The sequence below is a fragment of the Pediococcus sp. M21F004 genome (assembly GCF_051122535.1).
Classification (GTDB): domain Bacteria; phylum Bacillota; class Bacilli; order Lactobacillales; family Lactobacillaceae; genus Pediococcus; species Pediococcus inopinatus.
Window position 1 is genome coordinate 681,069 of the sequence record NZ_CP177314.1, and the last position, 19,906, is coordinate 700,974.

At 40.7% G+C, this 19,906-nt stretch carries 17 protein-coding genes; 2 read left to right on the top strand and 15 right to left on the bottom strand.

Features of this window, described 5'->3' with window-relative positions; all coding sequences use genetic code 11:
- Positions 1–103 precede the first annotated feature (103 nt).
- From thiD to ACLHK8_RS03580, 3 genes are read right to left on the bottom strand one after another with little or no spacing between them, the layout of a single operon-like run.
- Positions 104–928 (bottom strand): bifunctional hydroxymethylpyrimidine kinase/phosphomethylpyrimidine kinase, encoded by an 825-nt coding sequence (gene thiD, locus ACLHK8_RS03570; RefSeq protein WP_057771961.1) that lies wholly within the window; start codon positions 926–928, stop codon positions 104–106.
- A gap of 2 nt (positions 929–930) precedes the next feature.
- A complete protein-coding gene (locus tag ACLHK8_RS03575) occupies positions 931–2,283 on the bottom strand; it encodes a DEAD/DEAH box helicase (RefSeq protein ID WP_057771958.1) in 1,353 nt (450 codons plus the stop codon).
- A 17-nt stretch (positions 2,284–2,300) separates the two neighbouring features.
- Entirely contained in the window at positions 2,301–3,302 is a 1,002-nt protein-coding gene (locus ACLHK8_RS03580; RefSeq protein ID WP_434520412.1) for a Gfo/Idh/MocA family protein, read from the bottom strand.
- A gap of 178 nt (positions 3,303–3,480) precedes the next feature.
- On the opposite strand from ACLHK8_RS03580, the gene ACLHK8_RS03585 reads away from it, so the two are divergent.
- Positions 3,481–3,867 carry a DUF4828 domain-containing protein gene (locus ACLHK8_RS03585; RefSeq protein WP_057771954.1) on the top strand — a complete coding sequence of 129 codons (387 nt, stop codon included), beginning with the start codon at positions 3,481–3,483 and terminating at the stop codon, positions 3,865–3,867.
- A 38-nt stretch (positions 3,868–3,905) separates the two neighbouring features.
- On the opposite strand, the gene ACLHK8_RS03590 is transcribed toward ACLHK8_RS03585, so the two are convergent.
- Positions 3,906–4,688, bottom strand: a complete 783-nt coding sequence (locus ACLHK8_RS03590) for a GH25 family lysozyme (protein ID WP_434520413.1) — start codon at positions 4,686–4,688, stop codon at positions 3,906–3,908.
- Positions 4,689–4,822: 134 nt separating this feature from the next.
- Here ACLHK8_RS03590 and ACLHK8_RS03595 point away from each other — a divergent pair, with 134 nt between their 5' ends.
- The gene (locus tag ACLHK8_RS03595; RefSeq protein WP_323707298.1) at positions 4,823–6,154 is read left to right on the top strand and encodes an APC family permease; all 1,332 of its coding nucleotides are present in this window, start codon (positions 4,823–4,825) and stop codon (positions 6,152–6,154) included.
- Positions 6,155–6,325: 171 nt separating this feature from the next.
- Here ACLHK8_RS03595 and ACLHK8_RS03600 read toward each other — a convergent pair whose 3' ends face one another.
- The 11 genes from ACLHK8_RS03600 to ACLHK8_RS03650 all read right to left on the bottom strand — a co-directional run bounded on the left by ACLHK8_RS03600 (position 6,326) and on the right by ACLHK8_RS03650 (position 19,872).
- Positions 6,326–7,129 carry a hypothetical protein gene (locus tag ACLHK8_RS03600; RefSeq protein ID WP_320531901.1) on the bottom strand — a complete coding sequence of 268 codons (804 nt, stop codon included), beginning with the start codon at positions 7,127–7,129 and terminating at the stop codon, positions 6,326–6,328.
- 94 nt (positions 7,130–7,223) lie between these two features.
- Entirely contained in the window at positions 7,224–8,594 is a 1,371-nt protein-coding gene (rlmD, locus tag ACLHK8_RS03605) for a 23S rRNA (uracil(1939)-C(5))-methyltransferase RlmD (RefSeq protein WP_320531902.1), read from the bottom strand.
- Positions 8,595–8,709: 115 nt separating this feature from the next.
- Positions 8,710–9,732, bottom strand: coding sequence for a diacylglycerol kinase (locus ACLHK8_RS03610; RefSeq protein ID WP_434520414.1), 1,023 nt, complete (start codon positions 9,730–9,732; stop codon positions 8,710–8,712).
- Positions 9,733–9,887: 155 nt separating this feature from the next.
- Positions 9,888–11,315 (bottom strand): Asp-tRNA(Asn)/Glu-tRNA(Gln) amidotransferase subunit GatB, encoded by a 1,428-nt coding sequence (gene gatB / locus ACLHK8_RS03615; RefSeq protein ID WP_057771945.1) that lies wholly within the window; start codon positions 11,313–11,315, stop codon positions 9,888–9,890.
- Positions 11,315–12,778: an Asp-tRNA(Asn)/Glu-tRNA(Gln) amidotransferase subunit GatA gene (gene gatA, locus ACLHK8_RS03620; RefSeq protein ID WP_323707296.1), complete on the bottom strand. Its 1,464-nt coding sequence runs from the start codon at positions 12,776–12,778 to the stop codon at positions 11,315–11,317. The genes gatB and gatA overlap by 1 nt, the downstream gene beginning before the upstream one ends.
- The gene (gene gatC, locus ACLHK8_RS03625) at positions 12,779–13,096 is read right to left on the bottom strand and encodes an Asp-tRNA(Asn)/Glu-tRNA(Gln) amidotransferase subunit GatC (protein ID WP_057771941.1); all 318 of its coding nucleotides are present in this window, start codon (positions 13,094–13,096) and stop codon (positions 12,779–12,781) included.
- Positions 13,097–13,613: 517 nt separating this feature from the next.
- Entirely contained in the window at positions 13,614–14,780 is a 1,167-nt protein-coding gene (locus ACLHK8_RS03630; RefSeq protein WP_323707295.1) for a CamS family sex pheromone protein, read from the bottom strand.
- A 117-nt stretch (positions 14,781–14,897) separates the two neighbouring features.
- The gene (pcrA, locus tag ACLHK8_RS03635; RefSeq protein WP_434520415.1) at positions 14,898–17,159 is read right to left on the bottom strand and encodes a DNA helicase PcrA; all 2,262 of its coding nucleotides are present in this window, start codon (positions 17,157–17,159) and stop codon (positions 14,898–14,900) included.
- A 181-nt stretch (positions 17,160–17,340) separates the two neighbouring features.
- Positions 17,341–18,507, bottom strand: a complete 1,167-nt coding sequence (locus tag ACLHK8_RS03640; RefSeq protein ID WP_057771936.1) for an ATP-grasp domain-containing protein — start codon at positions 18,505–18,507, stop codon at positions 17,341–17,343.
- A 130-nt stretch (positions 18,508–18,637) separates the two neighbouring features.
- Positions 18,638–19,210, bottom strand: a complete 573-nt coding sequence (locus ACLHK8_RS03645) for a xanthine phosphoribosyltransferase (RefSeq protein ID WP_063698121.1) — start codon at positions 19,208–19,210, stop codon at positions 18,638–18,640.
- 20 nt (positions 19,211–19,230) lie between these two features.
- Complete coding sequence (locus ACLHK8_RS03650; RefSeq protein ID WP_057771932.1) at positions 19,231–19,872, bottom strand: glycoside hydrolase family 73 protein; 642 nt, start codon at positions 19,870–19,872, stop codon at positions 19,231–19,233.
- Positions 19,873–19,906: the final 34 nt, after the last annotated feature.

Genomic DNA, 19,906 nt, shown 5'->3' on the forward strand with positions numbered 1-19,906 from the left:
ATTGCAATATATTTTTTAAGCTTTTTTTAAGGAATAAAAAAAGAAAACGTCTTCAACTTTCTGATGAGGTTTTCCCGTATGATTTTTATCTATTTTTTAATATTTAAATCAGCTTGCCAACGTTCTCCATCCGATATGCAGGATGAAAAACTGGTCCTAAAAACTTATTTAGGTCAAAGCCATTTTGAATGGCAGCTGTATCAAACTTCTTAGCGAGGTGAACCGCATCGCTCACACTAAGCCCATTTGCCAAGCCACCGGTTACAGCAGCAGCAAAAGTACAGCCCGCACCAGCATTGCGATCACTCGCTTGTTTCTTAGCACTTAACGTTTCAAAAGTCTGGCCATCATAGAAAACGTCAACGGCTTCATCACTCTTAAGGCCCTTACCACCTTTGACCACCACATTTTTGGCGCCCAACTCATGAATCTTCTTAGCTGCTTGCTTCATTTCATCTAAGTTGTGTAATGTCCCCATCCCAGATAAAACACCAGCTTCAAACAAATTAGGCGTTGTCACATCAGCCAATGGCATCAACAAATCACGAATGGCATTCGCTGCATCAGGATTCAAGACATCCGTTTCACCCTTGCATATCATTACCGGATCAATCACCACATTTTTAAGTTGATGATCCTTAATGGCGTGATAGGCAATCTCCACTGTTTCTTGATCGCCAAGCATCCCGGTCTTCATTGCATCAGGATTGCCCCCGCTAAACACAGTGGCTAATTGATCCTTCAAAATTTGGGGCGCAACCTGATTAACATGGTGACTCCAGTCAGCGGGGTCCATAGTCACGATACAAGTCAAAGCAACCATTCCATAGGTACCGAATTCTTCAAATGTTTTTAAATCAGCCTGCATTCCACCAGCAGCACTGGTATCACTACCGGCAATTGTTAAAGTTTTTAAAGGTGTTGTCATGTTTATTTCTTCCTATCATTACGTTCAATATTTTTGTGCCGCATTCCCTTTTTCTTGGAATGCTTATTCTTTTTCACATGTTTCTTAGGTTTTCCACCCGCAAAGGCTGGCTTACTGGGCTTCGCTTTTGTCGGATGTTTTTTAACTGCTTTTTTTGGTTTGGCAGTTGGCATCATCACCACAGTTGCATTGGGATCAACCTCAGCTTTAGCCTGCTTCTTTTCAACGGTTTCGACCGCCTCGGCTGGTTTTTCTTCTTCAAGTTGATCCGTTAGTTTGCCGTGCATCAGATACAATGGCTTGAACGTTTTTTCAGGGAGCAATTTACGTAAGTTCCGCAAATCATGGTCATTTCCCATGTTAACGATCATCCCTGTATTTCCCATGCGTCCGGTCCGTCCCGTTCGATGGGTGTAGGCAATCGCATTAGGTGGCAAATCAAAATTAATTACCGCTGGGAGGTTAGCAATGTCCAGTCCCCGAGCTGCCATTTCTGTGGTAAGCAACAACTTAGCTTCACCCTTACGGAACTTCCGCATGGCGGTTGCTCGTTCCGTTTGCACTTGATGCCCAGCTAATTTCACACTGGAAACATGTTCATGCTTTAATTCAGCTGCCACGTGTTCAAGGGTCGAAACGTGATTAAAGAAGACCAAAGCCTGAAAGTGTTTGAGTTTTGCCAATCGGCGTAAGTACACAACCTTCTTATTATCTGCCACCCGAACTAACCCATGAACCACTTCACCTTGTGTTTTATCTGTTTGCCGAACATCAAACTCTTCGATGTCCACACCAAAGATTTCTTCAAGTTCTGCAGGTTTATGCGTTTGCGTAGCGGAGAAAAAGCCCAGTTGCACATCAGACGGCGCCGACATCACAATCTCCCGAACTTCATCCAGCGTTTCGCCGGTCAAAAGTTCATCTGCTTCATCCACAATAATCGTTTGAATGTCTTTGAGCTTTAAGCGACTTTCATGAATCAATGATAACATTCGGCCTGGCGTTCCCACCACGACCTCAGGATGCTTCTTCAACCGCTCAATTTGGCGTTGCATATTAGCCCCTCCAGTTAATGAAGTGGCCTTAATATTATTGACCGCTCCCCACTGGCGGAAGACATCGGTCGTTTGCACCGCTAGTTCCTGGGAAGGAGACAACACGAGAATCTGGGTACCATCCCCAGGGGCTGTTTTTTCGAGTAACGGCACTGTAAAGGCGATGGTTTTTCCAGATCCCGTTGGAGCTAAACCAATCACCGAGCGACCCTGTTTGAGGGGCTCATAGACGGCTGTTTGAATCTCAGTAGCCGTTTTAAATCCTTGTTGCTGAAAAAATTGTTCAAATTCCTTATCCATTTTCAATTCCTATCTATCTATTGAGCATCATCCGGGAAAACAATTTTGCCGGATTGACGTAAATTATATAGTAACTTGTTAACATTTTGGCTTAAATCAAGCCAAGTCCAGTAATCACGATCATTAAGTTCATTCTGGGGATCATTGATTACTCGGCCAAAATCTTCTGCTTCAGAAATCATGGGATTATCAGCGGGCTTCGTGCCGATGACCGTTTCTTTACCAGCCTCATCACGAATGCTGACATTTCCCAATTCAGCGGGATTATCCATCACAATTGTATCTTTCAAGCCATAAATTTCGGAGCCTAAATACGAATTGCTAGTCTTCCCGATATTTAAGGTCACATCAAACTCAGGATAACGAAGAATCGCCACGCCCTTGCCATCAACTCTGGTAGAAGTCAGCGTTGGGTAATAAGCGACGTCATCCGGCATCCCAAACCAGCCAACCGCGTCATAGGCTACGTAAACTCCTAAGTCTTGTAAAGCCCCACCGGCAAAGTTAAGGGTGAACACATTAGGCGTTTCACCAGCTAACACCGCGTCGTAACGACTCGAATACTTCATATAGGTTAAGGTTGCGCCTTGAACCCGATCAAGCATCGCAACTTGGCCCTTAACCACTTTAAAATTTGGTTGATGAACCTGACGAGCAGCTTCGAATAAGCGTGCTTGTGGATGTTCCTCTAAAGTCTGACGCAAAATTTCCATCTGTTTAATGTTTGAAACAATCGGTTTTTCGACAATCACATTTTTATCGTTTTCAATTCCCTGTTTAGCTTGTTCAAAATGCAAACTGTTTGGTGACGCAATGTAGAATGTATCGATCGTCTCACTTTTGAAAAAGTCCGTTAAGTTATCAAAAAATCCGGTTGCGCCATTTTTTTCGCCAAATTGTTTGGCTTTTTCAGTTGTGCGCGAATATACCGCCGTTAACTGATACTTTTTTGTGGCGTGTGCCGCATCTACAAATTGTTGTGTAATCCAATTGGTGCCAATGATTCCCAGTTTAATCATGATTTGCCCTCCAATTTTGTTTACTTCCTCATCCATTTTATCAGTGTTAGCGGGGTAAGTATATTTAAAAGCCGACAGTTTTAAAAAATCGGTAAAATTTAATTAAAATTACGTGTGTTCAGCAATTACAAATGATATTATTTAGGTGTAAGGATTTTACGGAAAGGATGCGATGAAAGTGAAGCCTAGAAACATTGCCTTGGTAGTTGCTTCGTTTTTAACTGGGATTTTAACTTCAAAAAAACTTCACGAACAAGATATACCGGACCCAGGCAATCCGTTGTTTTTTGTCGGCACTTGGAATTACCGTGCTGACGACTCTGATCGCATCCACACTATTGAGATTCGACCAAACTTAGATTTGTTCATTGATTCCCACCAAGTACGAGTCAAAGTGGAAAGTTGGGATAAATATACCATTACTTTTCTAGATAATTACGGTTATCACATTCGGATTCGTGCAAATGAGCAGCGCCCCATTTCTATCTATGACGAAACGGACAATGAAACCTATCCCATTTTAATTAGTAATTATAAAATTACCAAGAATCCTAAAACCGATTAAATAACCCTGTATCTTCATAAAAGATACAGGGTCTTTCTTTACTCAATTTCTCGCCAAGTTTGTTTTTTACCAGTAAATACTGAAGTCGTGAAACTCGTTTTTTGACCATCAACTTTGAGATCGGCCCCGTCACTATATTGCACAAATTCAGTTTGACTGTCGATTTTTCGTTTCCGCAATGCCGTTAAATTCTTCACAACTAGCCACTGACGACTATCTGAAAGATACGGCGTAATCATTTGTTTGGCAATCGTCGGTGTCGTCCAAATCACACACGGGGTGGCATAATAGTTAGCCAGCTCCCGTGTCAACTCCCGTAATTGTTTCCCCTGCTTAGCTTTGTTAGGCGGATTATTCGCATAATCGCCGTAATAGGCTACTTGAACCGCAATTGGCAAATTGCCAACCTTGTGCCCCACCTTTTCTTCGAAATACTTAACTTGCTCCTTGGCCGACTTACTGAAGCTAAACATCATATAAACTCCAATTTTTAACTCTGCGCCTTGGATTCGATCATAATTGGCTGTGAAATTATCATCAAAATAAGTGGTCCCACTGGTACTTCGCAAATAGGCAAATGACATCCCAGCTTTTTTGACGCCTTCAAAATCCACGAAGCCGTCCTGCTGCGACACACTGATACCCCGAATTGGATATTGCTGCAACGTTTGTGTTTGATGCACACGCCACAGATGCCATCCGGCCATTCCTGAGCCAATTGCAATCAAAATCAGAAGCACGAAGAGCCATTTTTTCCAATTAAATTTTCGTTTTCGTTTATAGGTGTTGCTATAAATCGGTTTGATATCTTCTCGGGCCAAATCAATTCATCCCTCACCGCTACTTTTCTGTCTATTGTACACCAAAACCATTTTGCTTGAGTTTCAGACATTTATATCCCCCGGCGTTTCTGCTATAATAATACGATTACTGAAAAACAGAGGAGAACATGCCCATGCAACAAGAAAACGATGGCTTAAAAAAAGAAGTTGGTACCTTTGCGGCCCTAGCGACCGTCATGGGAACCGTCATTGGTGGCGGGGTCTTCTTCAAAGTAGCGAGTGTCGTGGAATCCACGCAATCGGCCGGTTTGACCCTACTAGTTTGGTTTCTCGGTGGCTTGTTGACCATCTGTGCTGGCTTAACCAGTGCAGAATTGGCCGCTGCCATCCCCTTAACTGGAGGCGCCGTTAAATACTTAGAATATACTTATGGAAAACTACCTGCCTATCTGTTTGGCTGGGCGCAAAGTCTCATCTACTTTCCCGCTAACATTGCGGCCTTGTCGATCGTATTTGGCACTCAAGTTGTAGATCTCTTCCATTTAAACTCGCAGATCAGTTTGCCCATCGCTTTAATTTCTGGATTGTCGATTACTTTAATTAACTTTCTGGGAGCTAAAGCCGCAAGCCGTTTGCAATCCGGGACACTAATCATCAAACTTATTCCCATTATTGTGATCGTGGTCGTTGGTTTATTCACACCTGGAAATGTGGCCCTTCATTTCATCCCAACCCATCTCTCCTCACATACCGGTTTGGCCGGCGCCTTTAGCAGCGGCTTGTTAGCAGCCATGTTTGCTTATGATGGCTGGCTGGGCGTGGGGGCAATTGCCGGCGAAATGAAAAATCCTAAAAAAGATTTGCCTCGCGCGATTGGCTGGGGTTTGGCACTAATTACTGTCATCTATACGCTAATTAATTTAGTTTTCTTGAAAACTTTACCGATCACAGATATTGCCGGAAATTTAAACGCCGCTTCTGAGTCAGCCATTCACTTGTTTGGCGCTCTGGGCGGAAAACTCGTGACAATTGGTATTCTGATTTCCGTATATGGGGCGATTAATGGCTATACCATGACTGGTATGCGTGTTCCACTCGCTATGGCCGAGGAGCAAACCCTCCCTTTTAGCAAGTTCATTCGCAAAGTAGGCCGCCATTCCGGTGCCCCTTATGGAGCGGGCACTTTACAGTTTGTGATTGCTGCGTTGATGATGTTGCTCGGAAGTTTTGATTTATTAACAGATATGTTGGTCTTTGTGATGTGGATCTTTAGCGTCTTGCTCTTCATCGCCGTGTTCATTCTTCGAAAACGTGAACCAGATTTAGAACGGCCATATCGGGTGCCAGGCTATCCTGTCATCCCGGCCATTGCCATCCTTGGTGGAATCTTCATCTTGGTGACAACCGTCGTAACTCAGGTTTGGTTGGCAGCGATTGGTATTTTAATCACCCTACTAGGTATCCCCGTTTACTACTTAACTACTAGATATTATCGATTGAAATAAAAGCAGATCAGATTTCCAGAAGTTTGCCCCCGTGTGGCGGGTGCTTCTGTGAGACCTAATCTGCTTTTTTATTAATGTGAAATAAAGAATACACTTATTAATCGAAATTTTTCATTAAAAAACGCCTCATCCGCTAAAGAAAAAATTTCAACGGCAAAACGAACCAAAATCTTATTCTCCTATGAAGCTTACTGATTTCATGCTACCGTATTTTAAATTATATAAACGACGTTTTGATTTTTTATCCTTTTCAACTATTGCTGCCGTTTCAACAGAATATGTAAATTCCGTTGAAGACCACGGATATCTTTCATTTCCACTTGCATCTCTATATCTCATTTCCACTTTATGTTCATTTTGAACGGATTTCAACAGATTCCCTTTGCTACAAAGTTCTAATGAATCCATCACCTCCTGAGCAATTACTCTTATCGATTGATATATTGGATTGTTTTGTGGCTTGTTTCCATTTTCATCCGTAAATCCGAGTGAATTATTAATTTCTAATTGCGCATATTTTTCTGGAATTTCAGGATCTAAATGTGCTCCTCCATCTTTATTTGCAACAAATAATATAATATCTTTCCTTGAAAATAAATTCTTTTTATCATCAAAAATAATTTCATGCCACCAATCCTCAAACATCATATAGAAATTTCTGGTCTGTTGATCTAAATTTGGAATATACTTTATACCCTCCGGCCCCATAGATAAAGCTAATAAATTCCATGATGATACTAAATTTGCCGGACTATAAATATTTGCTGCTGATTTAAAAGCTAATTTCCCATCGATTTGATTGTATATTGATTTCGACCGGGCTGTTTCATGAAACAGTATACGCAAAGCTAATGCTATTCTTCTAGCTTCTTTTTCGTTTCCATTATCAAAATTAATTACTGAAGATTTAATGAATTCTATATTTGTATCCCAATGTTCTTTTATTTCAGGGTAGTGTCTCGTATATTTAGACATGTGTATCCTCCTCGAAAAATCGTTAATAAAATCAAAACAATTAAAAAGTTGACAGAATGTTTCTCTGCCAACTTCAATTAATATTATTATACTATTAATCTTTCACTAACACGGTGACACTTTCCACGTGTGGTGTTTGTGGGAATTGATCGATTGGAACTACTGGTTGATCCACATGATAACCATTTTCCATGAATAATTGGACATCACGGACCAATGTTGATGGATTACAGCTGACATAAACCACCTTTTTAGGTGTCATGGCAGTAGCAGCAGTAATAAACTCTGGTGCTAAACCTTTACGTGGAGGATCCACGACAATCACATCCGGTTCCAAACCATCATGTTGCCATTTGTCCATTTGTTCCTCAGCTTTACCTGTGAAGAATTTCACGTTATGAATCTTGTTTAATTTAGCGTTGATTTTAGCATCTTGGATCGCCTTATCAACAATCTCAACACCGTAAACTGTTTTGGCATGTTGTGCCATTGCTAATGAAATTGTTCCGATTCCACAATAAGCATCAATCACGGTTTCATTACCGGTCAAGCCAGCCTTTTTAATTGCCAGCTCATAAAGCTTTTCTGTTTGTACAGGGTTAACCTGATAGAAAGAATCAGCTGAAATGGCAAAGTTTTGACCCAACAAGGTATCATGAATAACTGCACTACCCCAGAGAATTTTTTCTTCTTTACCCATTAAAACGTTGGTTTGAGCAGCATTCACATTTTGAATAATGCTCTTAACTTCTGGTAATTGTTTGCGAATCTCTTCCGTGATTTCAAAGTTCATTGGAATCTTCTTCGCACGTGTGATCAAAACAATCATCATTTCATGAGAATAATGGCCACGACGAACCATGATTGTTTTAATAACACCAGTATGATTTTCTTCGTTGTATGGCGCAGTATGGTACTTTCTTAAAATATCTCTAACCACCACGATAGCTTTATCAATTTCAGGATCTTGGATATAGAAATCTTCCATTGGTACCAAATCATGGCTGTTACGACGGTAAAAACCAGTTGTTAATTGGCCATTCACACTTCGAACGGGGATCTGGGCCTTGTTTCGGTAGCCATAAGGTTTGTCCATTCCAATTGTAGGACTCACTTCAACTGAATTGAGATGTACTTTATAAAACAACTCTTGAATCTGGTGCTGTTTAAATTCCAATTGGGCTGGATAAGCTAAATGTTGTAAAGGCGCGATCCCTGTTTGTGTATATTGGGCGTCTTTATCTTCAACTCGGTCTGGACTCTTTGATTTCCATTCCATCACCCGGCCAAATGCATAGGTCTTTGCAACTTTGGTAACCTTCATCACAATTTCTTCACCAGGCAAACTGTTGGCAACAAAAATTGGAAAACTATCAATTTTTGCGACTCCCATTCCTTGGTAAGTTAAATCCATAATTGTAACGTCATACGTTTCGTTCTTTGAAACTGGTGCTCTAAATTTCATATTTTTCCTCATTTTTCTTTTCTTCAGTAAAATCCACAAAACCGTCCCATTGAATCATGGTGCTAGTGACACGTCATCACTAATTCTTCCATCACGCCCAAGGACGGCTTCTTACTTATTTTTTATCCTGATCCGTCTCTTCAGTATCGTCTTCAGGAAGTTTTTTAACCTGTTTAATAAAGTTCTCTTCAGCCTTTGTCACTTTTGGCTCCGACAAATCGTAAGCATCATCTGGAATCTTGTCCAAATTGGCAAACATCTCAATATGCTTATGCAAGTTTTTGAAGACCATCGGTGCATCCCCACCGTACTCACCATCAATGTTCACCATAACTCGATCATTTACCGGGTTAACTTTAACTCGTTTTGGTTTGCGATAAATAATCCGAGGATCATTCATATGATTTCCATTTAAGGCTTTAACCATCAAATGAAGAATCGAAACCAAATTCGAGGCCTTGACGATAATTAGCGTGAAACGCCCATCATCCAATGAAGCATCCGGCACAATCTGTTCGAACCCACCGATTGAATTTGTCAGCGCTAAAAAGAACATTGAGGCTTTTCCGTTAAAATGTTCACCATCGTATTCGATGTCCATATCAACTGGTTTGATTTGGGGAAGTAACTCTGCCCCTTTTACCAAATAAGCTAAGTACCCAAAGATACTCTTCATATTTGAAGGGACATCATAAGTTAGCTCAGTGAGCAAACCACCCGCGGCAATGTTAATAAAGTAGTTTTCACCGGCTTTCCCGATGTCCATCTTGATCCGTTGATCTTTCAAGACCACTTTAGCAGCCGCCACAGGATCTTCCCGAGGAATTTTCAAAGCTCGGGCATAATCATTTGTAGTCCCTGCTGGAATGATAGCCATCATTGGCCGAAAATGCAAGTCTGCAATCCCGTTGACGACCTCATTAATGGTTCCATCGCCACCGGCAGCCACGACTAGATCAAACCCAGCTTTAGCAGCGCGTCGGGCCTCATTTTCGGCAGATTTCGGTTCAGGCGTGGTGGCATAGGCGCTTGCTTCAAAACCAGCTTCTTCTAAAATATTCAAGATGTCGATCATGCTTTGTTTTAAAACTTCGCGTCCTGAAGTTGGGTTGTAAATGACCCGAGCTCTTTTTTTCATTTGTGTTTCCTCCGAGAGTGTTGCAAAAGCCGTTCAGCTTCCGAGTATAGCCTAGATAGGCAAATGATTCGCACTAGGAATCGTTTGCCTATCGTAGCTAAGCGGAAGAAGCTGGCTTTTTCAACACGTTTATACAAATCACAGCTAACCCCGTTTTAACGACTCTTCAACTCAGCCATCAAAATCTGGTTAACAACCTTAGGATTGGCCTGGCCATGAGTTTGTTTCATAACTTGACCTACCAAGTAACCAACTGCACGATCTTTACCGTTTTTAAAGTCATCAACTGATTGCTGATTATCATCAACAACTCCTTTGATAATTGGCTCCAACTGGGCAGGATCAGAAAGTTGAATCAATCCCTTGCTCTTAACCCAAGCAACGGGTTCTTCACCTTGAGTAATGGCTTTGAAAACTTTTTTGGCAATCTTTGTAGAAATCGTGCCATCACTGATCATTTTGATCATGGCCGCCAAGTTCTCCGGTGTGAGTTTTGTATCCTGCAAATCAACTTGTTGATCATTCAGATAAGCATTCACATCACCCATCAAATAGTTGGCTGTCATTTTAGCATCCGCACCATTTTTAACAGTTGCATCAAAGAAATCTGACATTTCCTTGGTCTGCGTCAAAACCATGGCATCGTAATCTTTCAATCCAAGTTCTTTGACGTAACGTTCACGACGTTTTCCAGGCATTTCTGGCATACTGTCTTCAATTGATTTAATCCAGTCATCACTGATTGCTAAAGCAGGTAAATCAGGTTCTGGGAAATACCGATAATCATCAGCACCCTCTTTAACCCGCATCAAAACTGTTTGGCCAGTGGTTTCATCAAAACGGCGGGTTTCTTGTTGGATAGTCCCACCAGACATCAAAACTTGTTGTTGTCGTTTTTCTTCATAAGCAAGACCCTTACGAACGTAATTAAACGAGTTCAAGTTTTTGATTTCTGTTTTGGTTCCATATTTGTCGGATCCATAAGGACGAATTGAAATGTTAACATCAACTCGCATAGATCCTTCTTCCATCTTCACATCAGACACACCGGTAAACTGAACCCGTTGGCGTAAAGCTTCAAGGTAAGCATAAGCTTCATCAGGTGAAGCAATATCTGGTTTAGAAACAATTTCGATTAATGGCGTTCCCTGACGGTTTAAATCGACGAACGAATAGCCATTGGGATTATGGGTATTTTTACCCGCATCTTCTTCAATATGCATTTCGGCAATTCCGATTTTTTTCTTTTCGCCATCAACTTCGATTTCAATCCAACCATCATGGGCGATGGGTTTGTCGGCCTGGGTAATTTGGTAAGCCTTTGGATTATCAGGATAGAAGTAATTTTTACGGTCAAAATGGTTATGTTGTTCAACTTCCGCATGCAAAGCAAGAGCTGCTTTAATGCCAGACTCAACTACTCCTTTATTGGTCGTTGGTAAAACACCAGGATAACCCCAATCAATTACGTTGGTATTGGCATTGGGATCATCACCAAAAGCTACGGGAGAAGGACTAAAGATTTTTGAGTTTGTTTTTAATTCAACATGGACTTCAAGTCCGATTGTCGTTTGAAAATTCATTATTTGTCTCCCCCAATCTCTGGAGTTTCTTTGTGAAAGTCAGTTGCTTGTTCAAATGCATAGCCAGCACGATACAAAGTTTGTTCATCAAATGGTTTGGCAATAATCTGCAAACCAACTGGCAAGCCATTACTAAAGCCTGCTGGTAAGGACATTCCGGGCAAACCGGCCATGTTGACTGGGACTGTCAAAACATCATTCATATACATTTTCTTTGGATCATTGGAATCTTCACCAATTCCAAAGGCTGGGGTTGGTGCAGTTGGTCCAATAATGAAATCATGATCTTCAAATACTTTCTTAAAGTCATTAATCATTAATGTCCGGACTTCAGCAGCCTTGCGGAAGTATGCATCATAGAAACCAGCTGACAATGAATAAGTTCCCAACATGATCCGGCGTTTAACTTCATCGCCAAACCCCTCAGAACGGGAACGCACATAAACATCTTCCAAATTCTTAACATCTTCGGCACGGTAACCGTAACGAATTCCATCAAATCTTTGTAAATTTGAAGAAGCTTCTGAAGAACTGATGATGTAGTATGCAGCAATTCCGTACTTACTGTTTGGTAATGACACTTCGTCAACTGTTGCTCCAAGGGTTTTGAATGTATTAGCAGCATCCAAAACGGCCTTCTTGACGTTTTCGTCAACACCGTCGCCTAAGTATTCTTTAGGAAGAGCGATGCGCATCCCTTTAACAGAGCCATCTAAACCGGCTGTGAAATCAGGAACGGCCTTGTCAGAACTCGTCAAATCGTGGTCATCATGACCAGCAATAATATTTAATAAAGCAGCATTATCTTTAACGGTTCGCGTGAAAGGACCCACTTGATCCAAACTTGAACCAAAGGCAATAATTCCCCAACGAGAAACTCGTCCATAGGTTGGTTTTACACCAACAACTCCAGTAAATGAAGCTGGTTGCCGAATTGAACCACCAGTATCTGTTCCTAAAGCAGCCAATACGCCACCAGCGGAAACAGTTGTGGCCGAACCACCCGAAGAACCACCAGGCACTTTACTCAAGTTCCAAGGATTATGGGTAGTCTTAAAGTAAGAAGTTTCTGTTGAACCACCCATTGCAAACTCATCTAGGTTGGTTTTTCCAATAATAACCACATCATTGGCACGGAGTTTCTCGATAACTGTAGCATCATAAATTGGATTGAAGTTCTCCAACATTTTTGAAGCAGCAGTTGTTTTCAAACCCTTTGTCACAATATTATCTTTGATGGCGATGGGAATTCCGGCCCAGAGATTATCTGCGTCAATTCCTTTTTCGTCAACGACTTTAGCTGCAGCCAAAGCCGCTTCTTCATCAATCGTAATATAAGCATTCAACTTGTCGTTGTCTGCTTTAATTGTTGCAAGGGTTTCTTTTGTCAATTGTTCTGAGGTGATTTCTTTATTGACTAACTTTTCATGCAAAGTTGTCAAATCTGTATCAAAATAATTCATCTACTTTGCCCCTTCGCTTTCATCAATAATTGCGGGAACTCGAATGTAACCATCCTGAGTATCGGGCGCGTTTTTCAATAAGGCATCTTTTTCATGGCTGTTAACCGCAACGTCTTCACGCATCGTGTTAAATTGATCCGTCACACTGAACGTTGGCGTAACACCGTCTGTATCCACTGCGCTAAGGGTATTGAAAAGATCCATAATATCGCCTAATTGCGTGGTGAATTTACCCAAATCGGCATCGTCAAACTCTAACTTAGCTAAGCTAGCAACATGTTCTACTTGAGATTTGTCAATCTTCTGTTCGTTTGCCATGTGTAATCCTTCTTTCAAATCTATCAAATTATTTTAACATAAATTGCTTATATATTTTAAGGTGTCGTTTATCCATAGACTGTTGGAAATGTGTATCTCGCAGCTGTTTGTTTGGGTGGAAATGCTCTGCTGCTTTCGCTGAAACGTGTCTCTTGAGGCAGCTTCTTCCGCTTAGCTACGATAGTCAAACGATTCCTAAACCGAATCATTCAGTTATCTAGGCTAGTACTCAGAAGCTAAACGCCTCTTGAGAACACTCTTTTTGTTTGAAACGTGCTTAAAAAGGCAGCTTCTTCCGCTTAGCTACAATAGTCAAACGATTCCTAAACCGAATCATTCAACTATCTAGGCTATGCTCAGAAGCTAAGCACCTCTTGAGAACACTCTTTTTGTTTGAAACGTGCTTAAAAAGGCAGCTTCTTCCGTCTAGCTACGATAACTAAACGATTCCTAACCCGAATCATTTAGTTATCTAGGCTATACTCAGAAGCTAAACGCCTTTTTAACCACTCTTTATTTAATAACTTTCAAACACATGCGTCGAGAAACTCTTTGCCGTACTTGAACGACTCAAGAAACTCTGCACCCCATCCGTCGTTGAGCTCACCGTAATATCAATCTTCACTCCACTTGGCAAGTACTTCTCCGCCTGATCCGCCAAGAATTGCGTAAAACTATTAATCTCAGTTTCACTATAGAATTGCGTCGTCACCGACACATTCATTCCTTGCAACGACCCATTCTTATACTGAGCCTGTGCCGTAACCCCACTCAAATTAGGGAAGAAATTTTCGACCTCTGACTTGAAGTTAGAGAAAGCATCTGAATCATTACTGTTAGGTGCCGATTCATCTGACTTTAGTGGGAAGACTACATTTTTAATATCCAGCGCCTTCCACTTCTCAATAGAATTCCCTTTATTTATGGAATAACTTACAAAGTTTCCACCAACCAAACTATCATTAGAAGCTTGTTTATAGACTGCAATCACAATTGGGATATTTTCCAATCCCTTTTTCTTACGCAATCGGGCCAAAACTTCTTTAGCCATCGCTTTACCCTCTTTTTCAAGAGTGGCATCGCTAATGTTAGTCTGATATTCAGCGCCATAAGTCGTCTTTCGATAATAGTCAACTGAATTCATTGCTAATCCAATGGTAATTCCACTGAGTTTTAGTTTACTACCACTTTTTTGAACATAATCCTGCTCTTCCATACTTTGTAAATAAATCGGATTACGTCCCGTTGGGGTAGTTGAACCGTTACTGGCTGGATTTAAGCCATCTGCGTTGGATTTAGACTTTCGGCCTAACCAATTTTTCACAGTGTCACTACTTAAATACTGGCCTTCTTGAAAAATGTATTTTGAAGTTGAAAATTCATTTTTGGAAATATCTTGTAACCCAGCTTCAAAGCTCTTTAAATTCATTAAATTACCAGAGCTCTGACTAACAGTCACTCCACGCGATTTACTCGTCAAATACTTGCCATTTTTAATGACCCCTGCATACTGGCTACTATTCGTCTGACCCGTAACCTGATAGCTGCCACTTTTTGTGCTGCTAGTACTCGTTCCATTTTTACTGCTTGAGCTGGAACTCGTATTACTGCTATTACCACAAGATGCTAGGATCAACGCACTAAATAGTAGCGCAACTGCTACCAAACTTTTCTTTAGATTCACCGTGTACTTCCTCCGTTTCAATCATAATTCACTACTGAATTATGAGGATTAAACCAGAAAACTGTCAAGGTCTTTCCTTTGTAAATGCGATTTATTTCTTTAAAATTAAGATTTTTATTAATCCAAACGGGTAATTGGCGCAAATGCTGCCAACAATCGTTTGACACCTTGGTCTGGAAAGGCAATATCTAATTCAGCATCTTCGCCTTTTCCAGTTACTTTAACAACTGTCCCAGTTCCCCAAGCCTTATGTTGCACCTTGTCACCAGCGGACCAGCTCACTTTGTCAGCACCTGTTCCCACATATTTCTGTGGCTTAGCTTGTGGTTGCTGATACGTAGTCGCCGTCGCCCGTTCCATCTTGTGATCAAATGGATAAGCTTTTTGCCGATTGCCATAACTATTTGGGGTTGCCCCAGCCGTTTGATTAGCTGATTCCAAAACGTCAGGATCGATTTCTTCAATAAAACGCGAAGCGGGATTATTTTGAAGACGGCCATACAACATGCGTGAATAGGCATTGGAAATGTACAATTTCTTTTGGGCCCGGGTGATTCCTACGTATGCTAAGCGCCGTTCTTCTTCCAATTGATCCTCATCCATTACAGCTCGTGATAATGGGAAGATGCCCTCTTCCATTCCAATCAAAAAGACAACTGGAAATTCAAGGCCTTTAGCAGCATGCAAAGTCATTAAGGTCACAGCTGATGGCTCTTCTTCAACACTATCTTGATCAGAAACTAACGCCAAATCAGCCAAAAAGTCGGCCAAACGGGTCTCGGCAGTTGTTTCTTCTTCGTCTTGATGGCTATCATCAAACTGTTTTGTAACCGTCAAAAATTCTTCGATATTTTCCAAACGCGTCTCAGCTTCTAGAGAACGCGATTTCTTCAATTCGGCCCGATAGCCTGTTTTATCTAAAACTTGCTCAGTCAAATCGGTGATTGGCACGAATTCAGCCATCTTTTTAAGATCTGTCATAACGCCCGCAAACTGGTCAATCGCATTCTTAGCACGTCCGCCAAGATCATTAGCAACCTCGACATTTTGAGCAGCCTCAAATAATGACCAATGATTATAGTTTGCGAAATCAGTTAATTTCTCAATTGAACTAGTTCCAATTCCTCGTTTTGGTTCATTAATAATCCGCTCAAAACTCATCGAATCATCTGGATTAGCTAACAATGTTAAGTAGGCTAAGACATCGCGAATTTCTTTTCGGTCATAGAACTTATGCCCACCAACCATGGTATAAGGAACACTTGATTTCAAAAAGGTATCTTCAACTGCTCGTGACTGAGCGTTGGTCCGATACAAAACAGCAAAGTCGCCGAATTGATAATGATTGTCTTCAATTTGCTTTTTAATTTGTTGCACAATGAAATGGACTTCATCATTTTCACTTTGTCCCCGATAATAGGTAATATCATCGCCATCATTATTTTCTGTCCACAATTTTTTAGGACGTCTCGTTGTGTTGTGTTTAATCACTGAATTAGCTGCATCCAAAATTTTCTTTGTTGAGCGATAATTTTGCTCTAACAAAATCACCTGGGCATCTTTATAGTCCTTTTCGAAGTTCAGGATGTTTTGCATGTCAGCTCCTCGCCAACCGTAAATACTCTGATCAGCATCCCCAACCACACAAATATTTTTGAATCGTTTAGCCAACATCTTAACTAACGTATATTGGGCCTGATTAGTATCCTGATATTCATCCACATGAACATAGTGGAATTTGTTTTGATAGAAACTCAAAGTGTCGGGATTCTTTTGAAACAGTGTGATTGTCTGCATGATGAGATCATCAAAATCCAACGCCTGGTTAATCTTCAAACGCCGTTGGTATTCTTCATAAGCAGCCGCCACAACCACTTCAAACGGGGTTTTAGCGTTGGCCTTATAGTCACTTGGCGTCAATAAATCGTTTTTCGCGTTTGAAATGGCTCCTAATAATGATTTGGGATCAAATTTCTTCGGATCGTAGTTTAAATCAGCCACAATGTGCTTCATTAAAGTCCGTTGCTCACTCATGTCGGCAATCGAAAAAGCCCGGTTGTATCCAATTTGGTCAATGTTTGCCCGTAAAATACGCACACACAAAGCATGGAATGTGGATACCCATATATCGGATCCGGTTGCTCCCAACAGTTTAATAACTCGTTCGCGCATTTCTTTAGCAGCCTTATTTGTAAAGGTGATTGCTAAAATATTCCAAGGATTAACAGCCTTCTCTTCAATAAGATAAGCCACCCGATGTGTCAAAACACGGGTTTTACCACTACCGGCACCTGCCATAATTAATAAGGGACCCTCAGTTGCTTTAACAGCCTCTTGTTGCTTGTCATTTAGACCTTTTAATAACCTATTTTCGGGCAAAAGTTTCAATCCTCTCTATCCTAAAACCATTTCTTGTTCTGAAAAATTCAATCAGTTCTAATTATACCAAAAACTCGGCAATACTTGACCCTAAAACCAAAATTACTTCGACTTCTTAAAAAATTACAAAAAAAGAATCAAGATCCTAATTCACCATCTTGATTCCAAATCATTTAAATTATTAATCTAGGCTTTCAAAGTCAATCACGGTCTTAGTCCAAATCTCTGTGTTATCGATTTGTTCTTGAGCTTGTTGGACTGAATTAGCTTCTACCAAGACATAACCGGCACGGGTTTCTTTTTCAGTCGTCTTGTTTTGGGCATAAACATGGAAATACCAATTGTTCTTAATATTCCACTGGGTCCGAATCGCTTGCATTTGATCTTTATCAAAGTTAACCATAATGGTTGGCACAAAAAGCTTAATATCGCTTAACGGCATCCCCGCAATGGCCCGCAAATGTTGATCAAAGACACTCACATTGGTTGCGCGATTAAACACATACCCCGGACGATGAATAGAAGGCACAATCCGTTTAACATAAATATCTTCATTAGCTGTAATGGCAAATGAGATCTCGAACACACCCACGTAGCCTAATTCATCAGCAATTTGATTGGCAATACGTAAAAGCTCATTTTGAACACCATTAGAAGTCGTTGCCGGCATGATGGTCTCTACTAAATGTTCCTCAGCATAAATATTTTCTGCAATCGGAAAGATCTTGCGTTCCCCGTTCATTCCTTGAGCAACGGTGATCACTAACTCTTGTTTAGCATCGACAGTGGATTCTAATACGTAAGTTCGTTCGTTTAATAGGTCAGCTGCTTCAGGAATATCCGTCTGGGTATTAATTCGGAGCTCTGTATTTTTCTCCATACTTTTTTGAATTGGCTTTAAGATACTTGGATAGCCAATTGAATTTATAGATTCGTAAATATCACTCAAACTAATTACGGTGGCATAAGGAGCTGAATTCAGATTTAGTTGATCAAAAAATGCCCGTTCAATCAAACGATCTTGCGTCACTTCTAGTCCGTTGGTTCCTTGAGGAATATTTGTATACTGCTCGAGATATTTAATGGTTTGGACATCTACATGTTCGGATTCGTAAATCACAGAATCACATTTCTCGCCAAATTCCTGAAGCTTGTTTCCATCATTAAGCGCCCCAACAATATGGACATCAGCCAATTGCATAGTCTCACTTACTTCGTTTGGACCATAAGCAATCACTCGCAGCCCTAACCGACGAGCTGCCGTGATTAATTGTGAACCATTAGAACTATCTCCAACAATTCCCAAAGTATCTCCAGGATATAGCATTGCGTTATTCGAAACTGTCATTTAAACCACCCATTCTCATGCACTTGTTCGCCGTGCAGTATTCTTTTTATCTTTTACTCCGATTTTTATCTTCACTTTTCATATTACTGTTGTCAGGCTTACTTGGCAAGTGGTTTTCCTGTTTTTAAGGCTATTTTACGAATTGAACTTGGCCATTTTCCAAACTAGCGATTTGCGCTAACGCTTCCAACGGAATTTGCCGTTTCTCAATCAACGCCCGCCCTTTTTGGAACGTTTTTTCAATTACAATTCCAATTCCTTGAACTTCGATGTTTGCCTCTTTAATAATTGTTAACAAGCCTTCCACTGCTTGGCCGTTAGCCAGGAAGTCATCAATAATCAAGACAGAATCGTTTGGTTCGATAAATCGTTTAGCAATCGAAATCTTATTCGTGGTCTGTTTTGTGTAAGAATAAACATCCGCTGTGTATAAATCATCAGTTAAGGTTAGACTTTTATGCTTCCGGGCAAAAACAACGGGCACGTGCATCGCCAACCCGGTCATTACGGCAGGCGCAATTCCTGAAGACTCCACGGTTAAAATCTTTGTGATGGGTTTATCTGCAAACAACTTTGCAAACTCCTTACCAACTTCAAACATGAGTTCAGGATCTACCTGATGATTCAAAAAGCTGTCTACTTTCAAAACATCATGAGGGAGAACAATTCCCTCTTTACGAATACGGTCTTCTAATAACTTCACAATTTTGCCTCCACATAGTTTTATTGTTGATCATATTTTTCTAACTGGTAACTCTGAATTAATTCAATCAATTTGCTTGGATAATCTGGATCGGTTGCGTAACCAGCCGTGTACAGCGCTTGGGCAGCCGTTTTATAATCTTTGGCTGTCAAAACGCCTTTGTACTGATCACGATTCCAATTTGTTCCGTTCACAAATAACATCGTGTGATCCTTTACAGAATCTTTCCAACTATTATACACCCGAAAACGAGCGGTTACAGTCACCCATTTGCCATTCGTAAATTCCTGAGTTTTCATTTCTTTGGTTGTCTGATAGATCGTACCTTTCATCCCAAAGTAATTATTGTAACGATCAGAAAGTTGACTGGTCCCCCAATCAGATTCTAAAATTGCCTGAGCAATCGTAATACTTGGCAAAACCCCGTATTTTCTGTGCATCGTTTGCGCATAAGGTGCAAGGGTCCGAATAAATTTTTGATGATTAGTTGTATTCAAAGTTGTCTCCGGTTGATTAGTTGAAAAGGAAATGCGTGGAATTAGTTGGACTGCCAAAACTACGACCATTCCAAAAATTAAAACTAGCGAAATAACTCCCGATAACTGGAGTTTTCCCTTTTTAAATAAAAAATTAGTTTTTCGTCGTTTTTTTCGTTTTGCCAAATTTCTCCATCTTTCTATTTCATTCTTTTAAAAA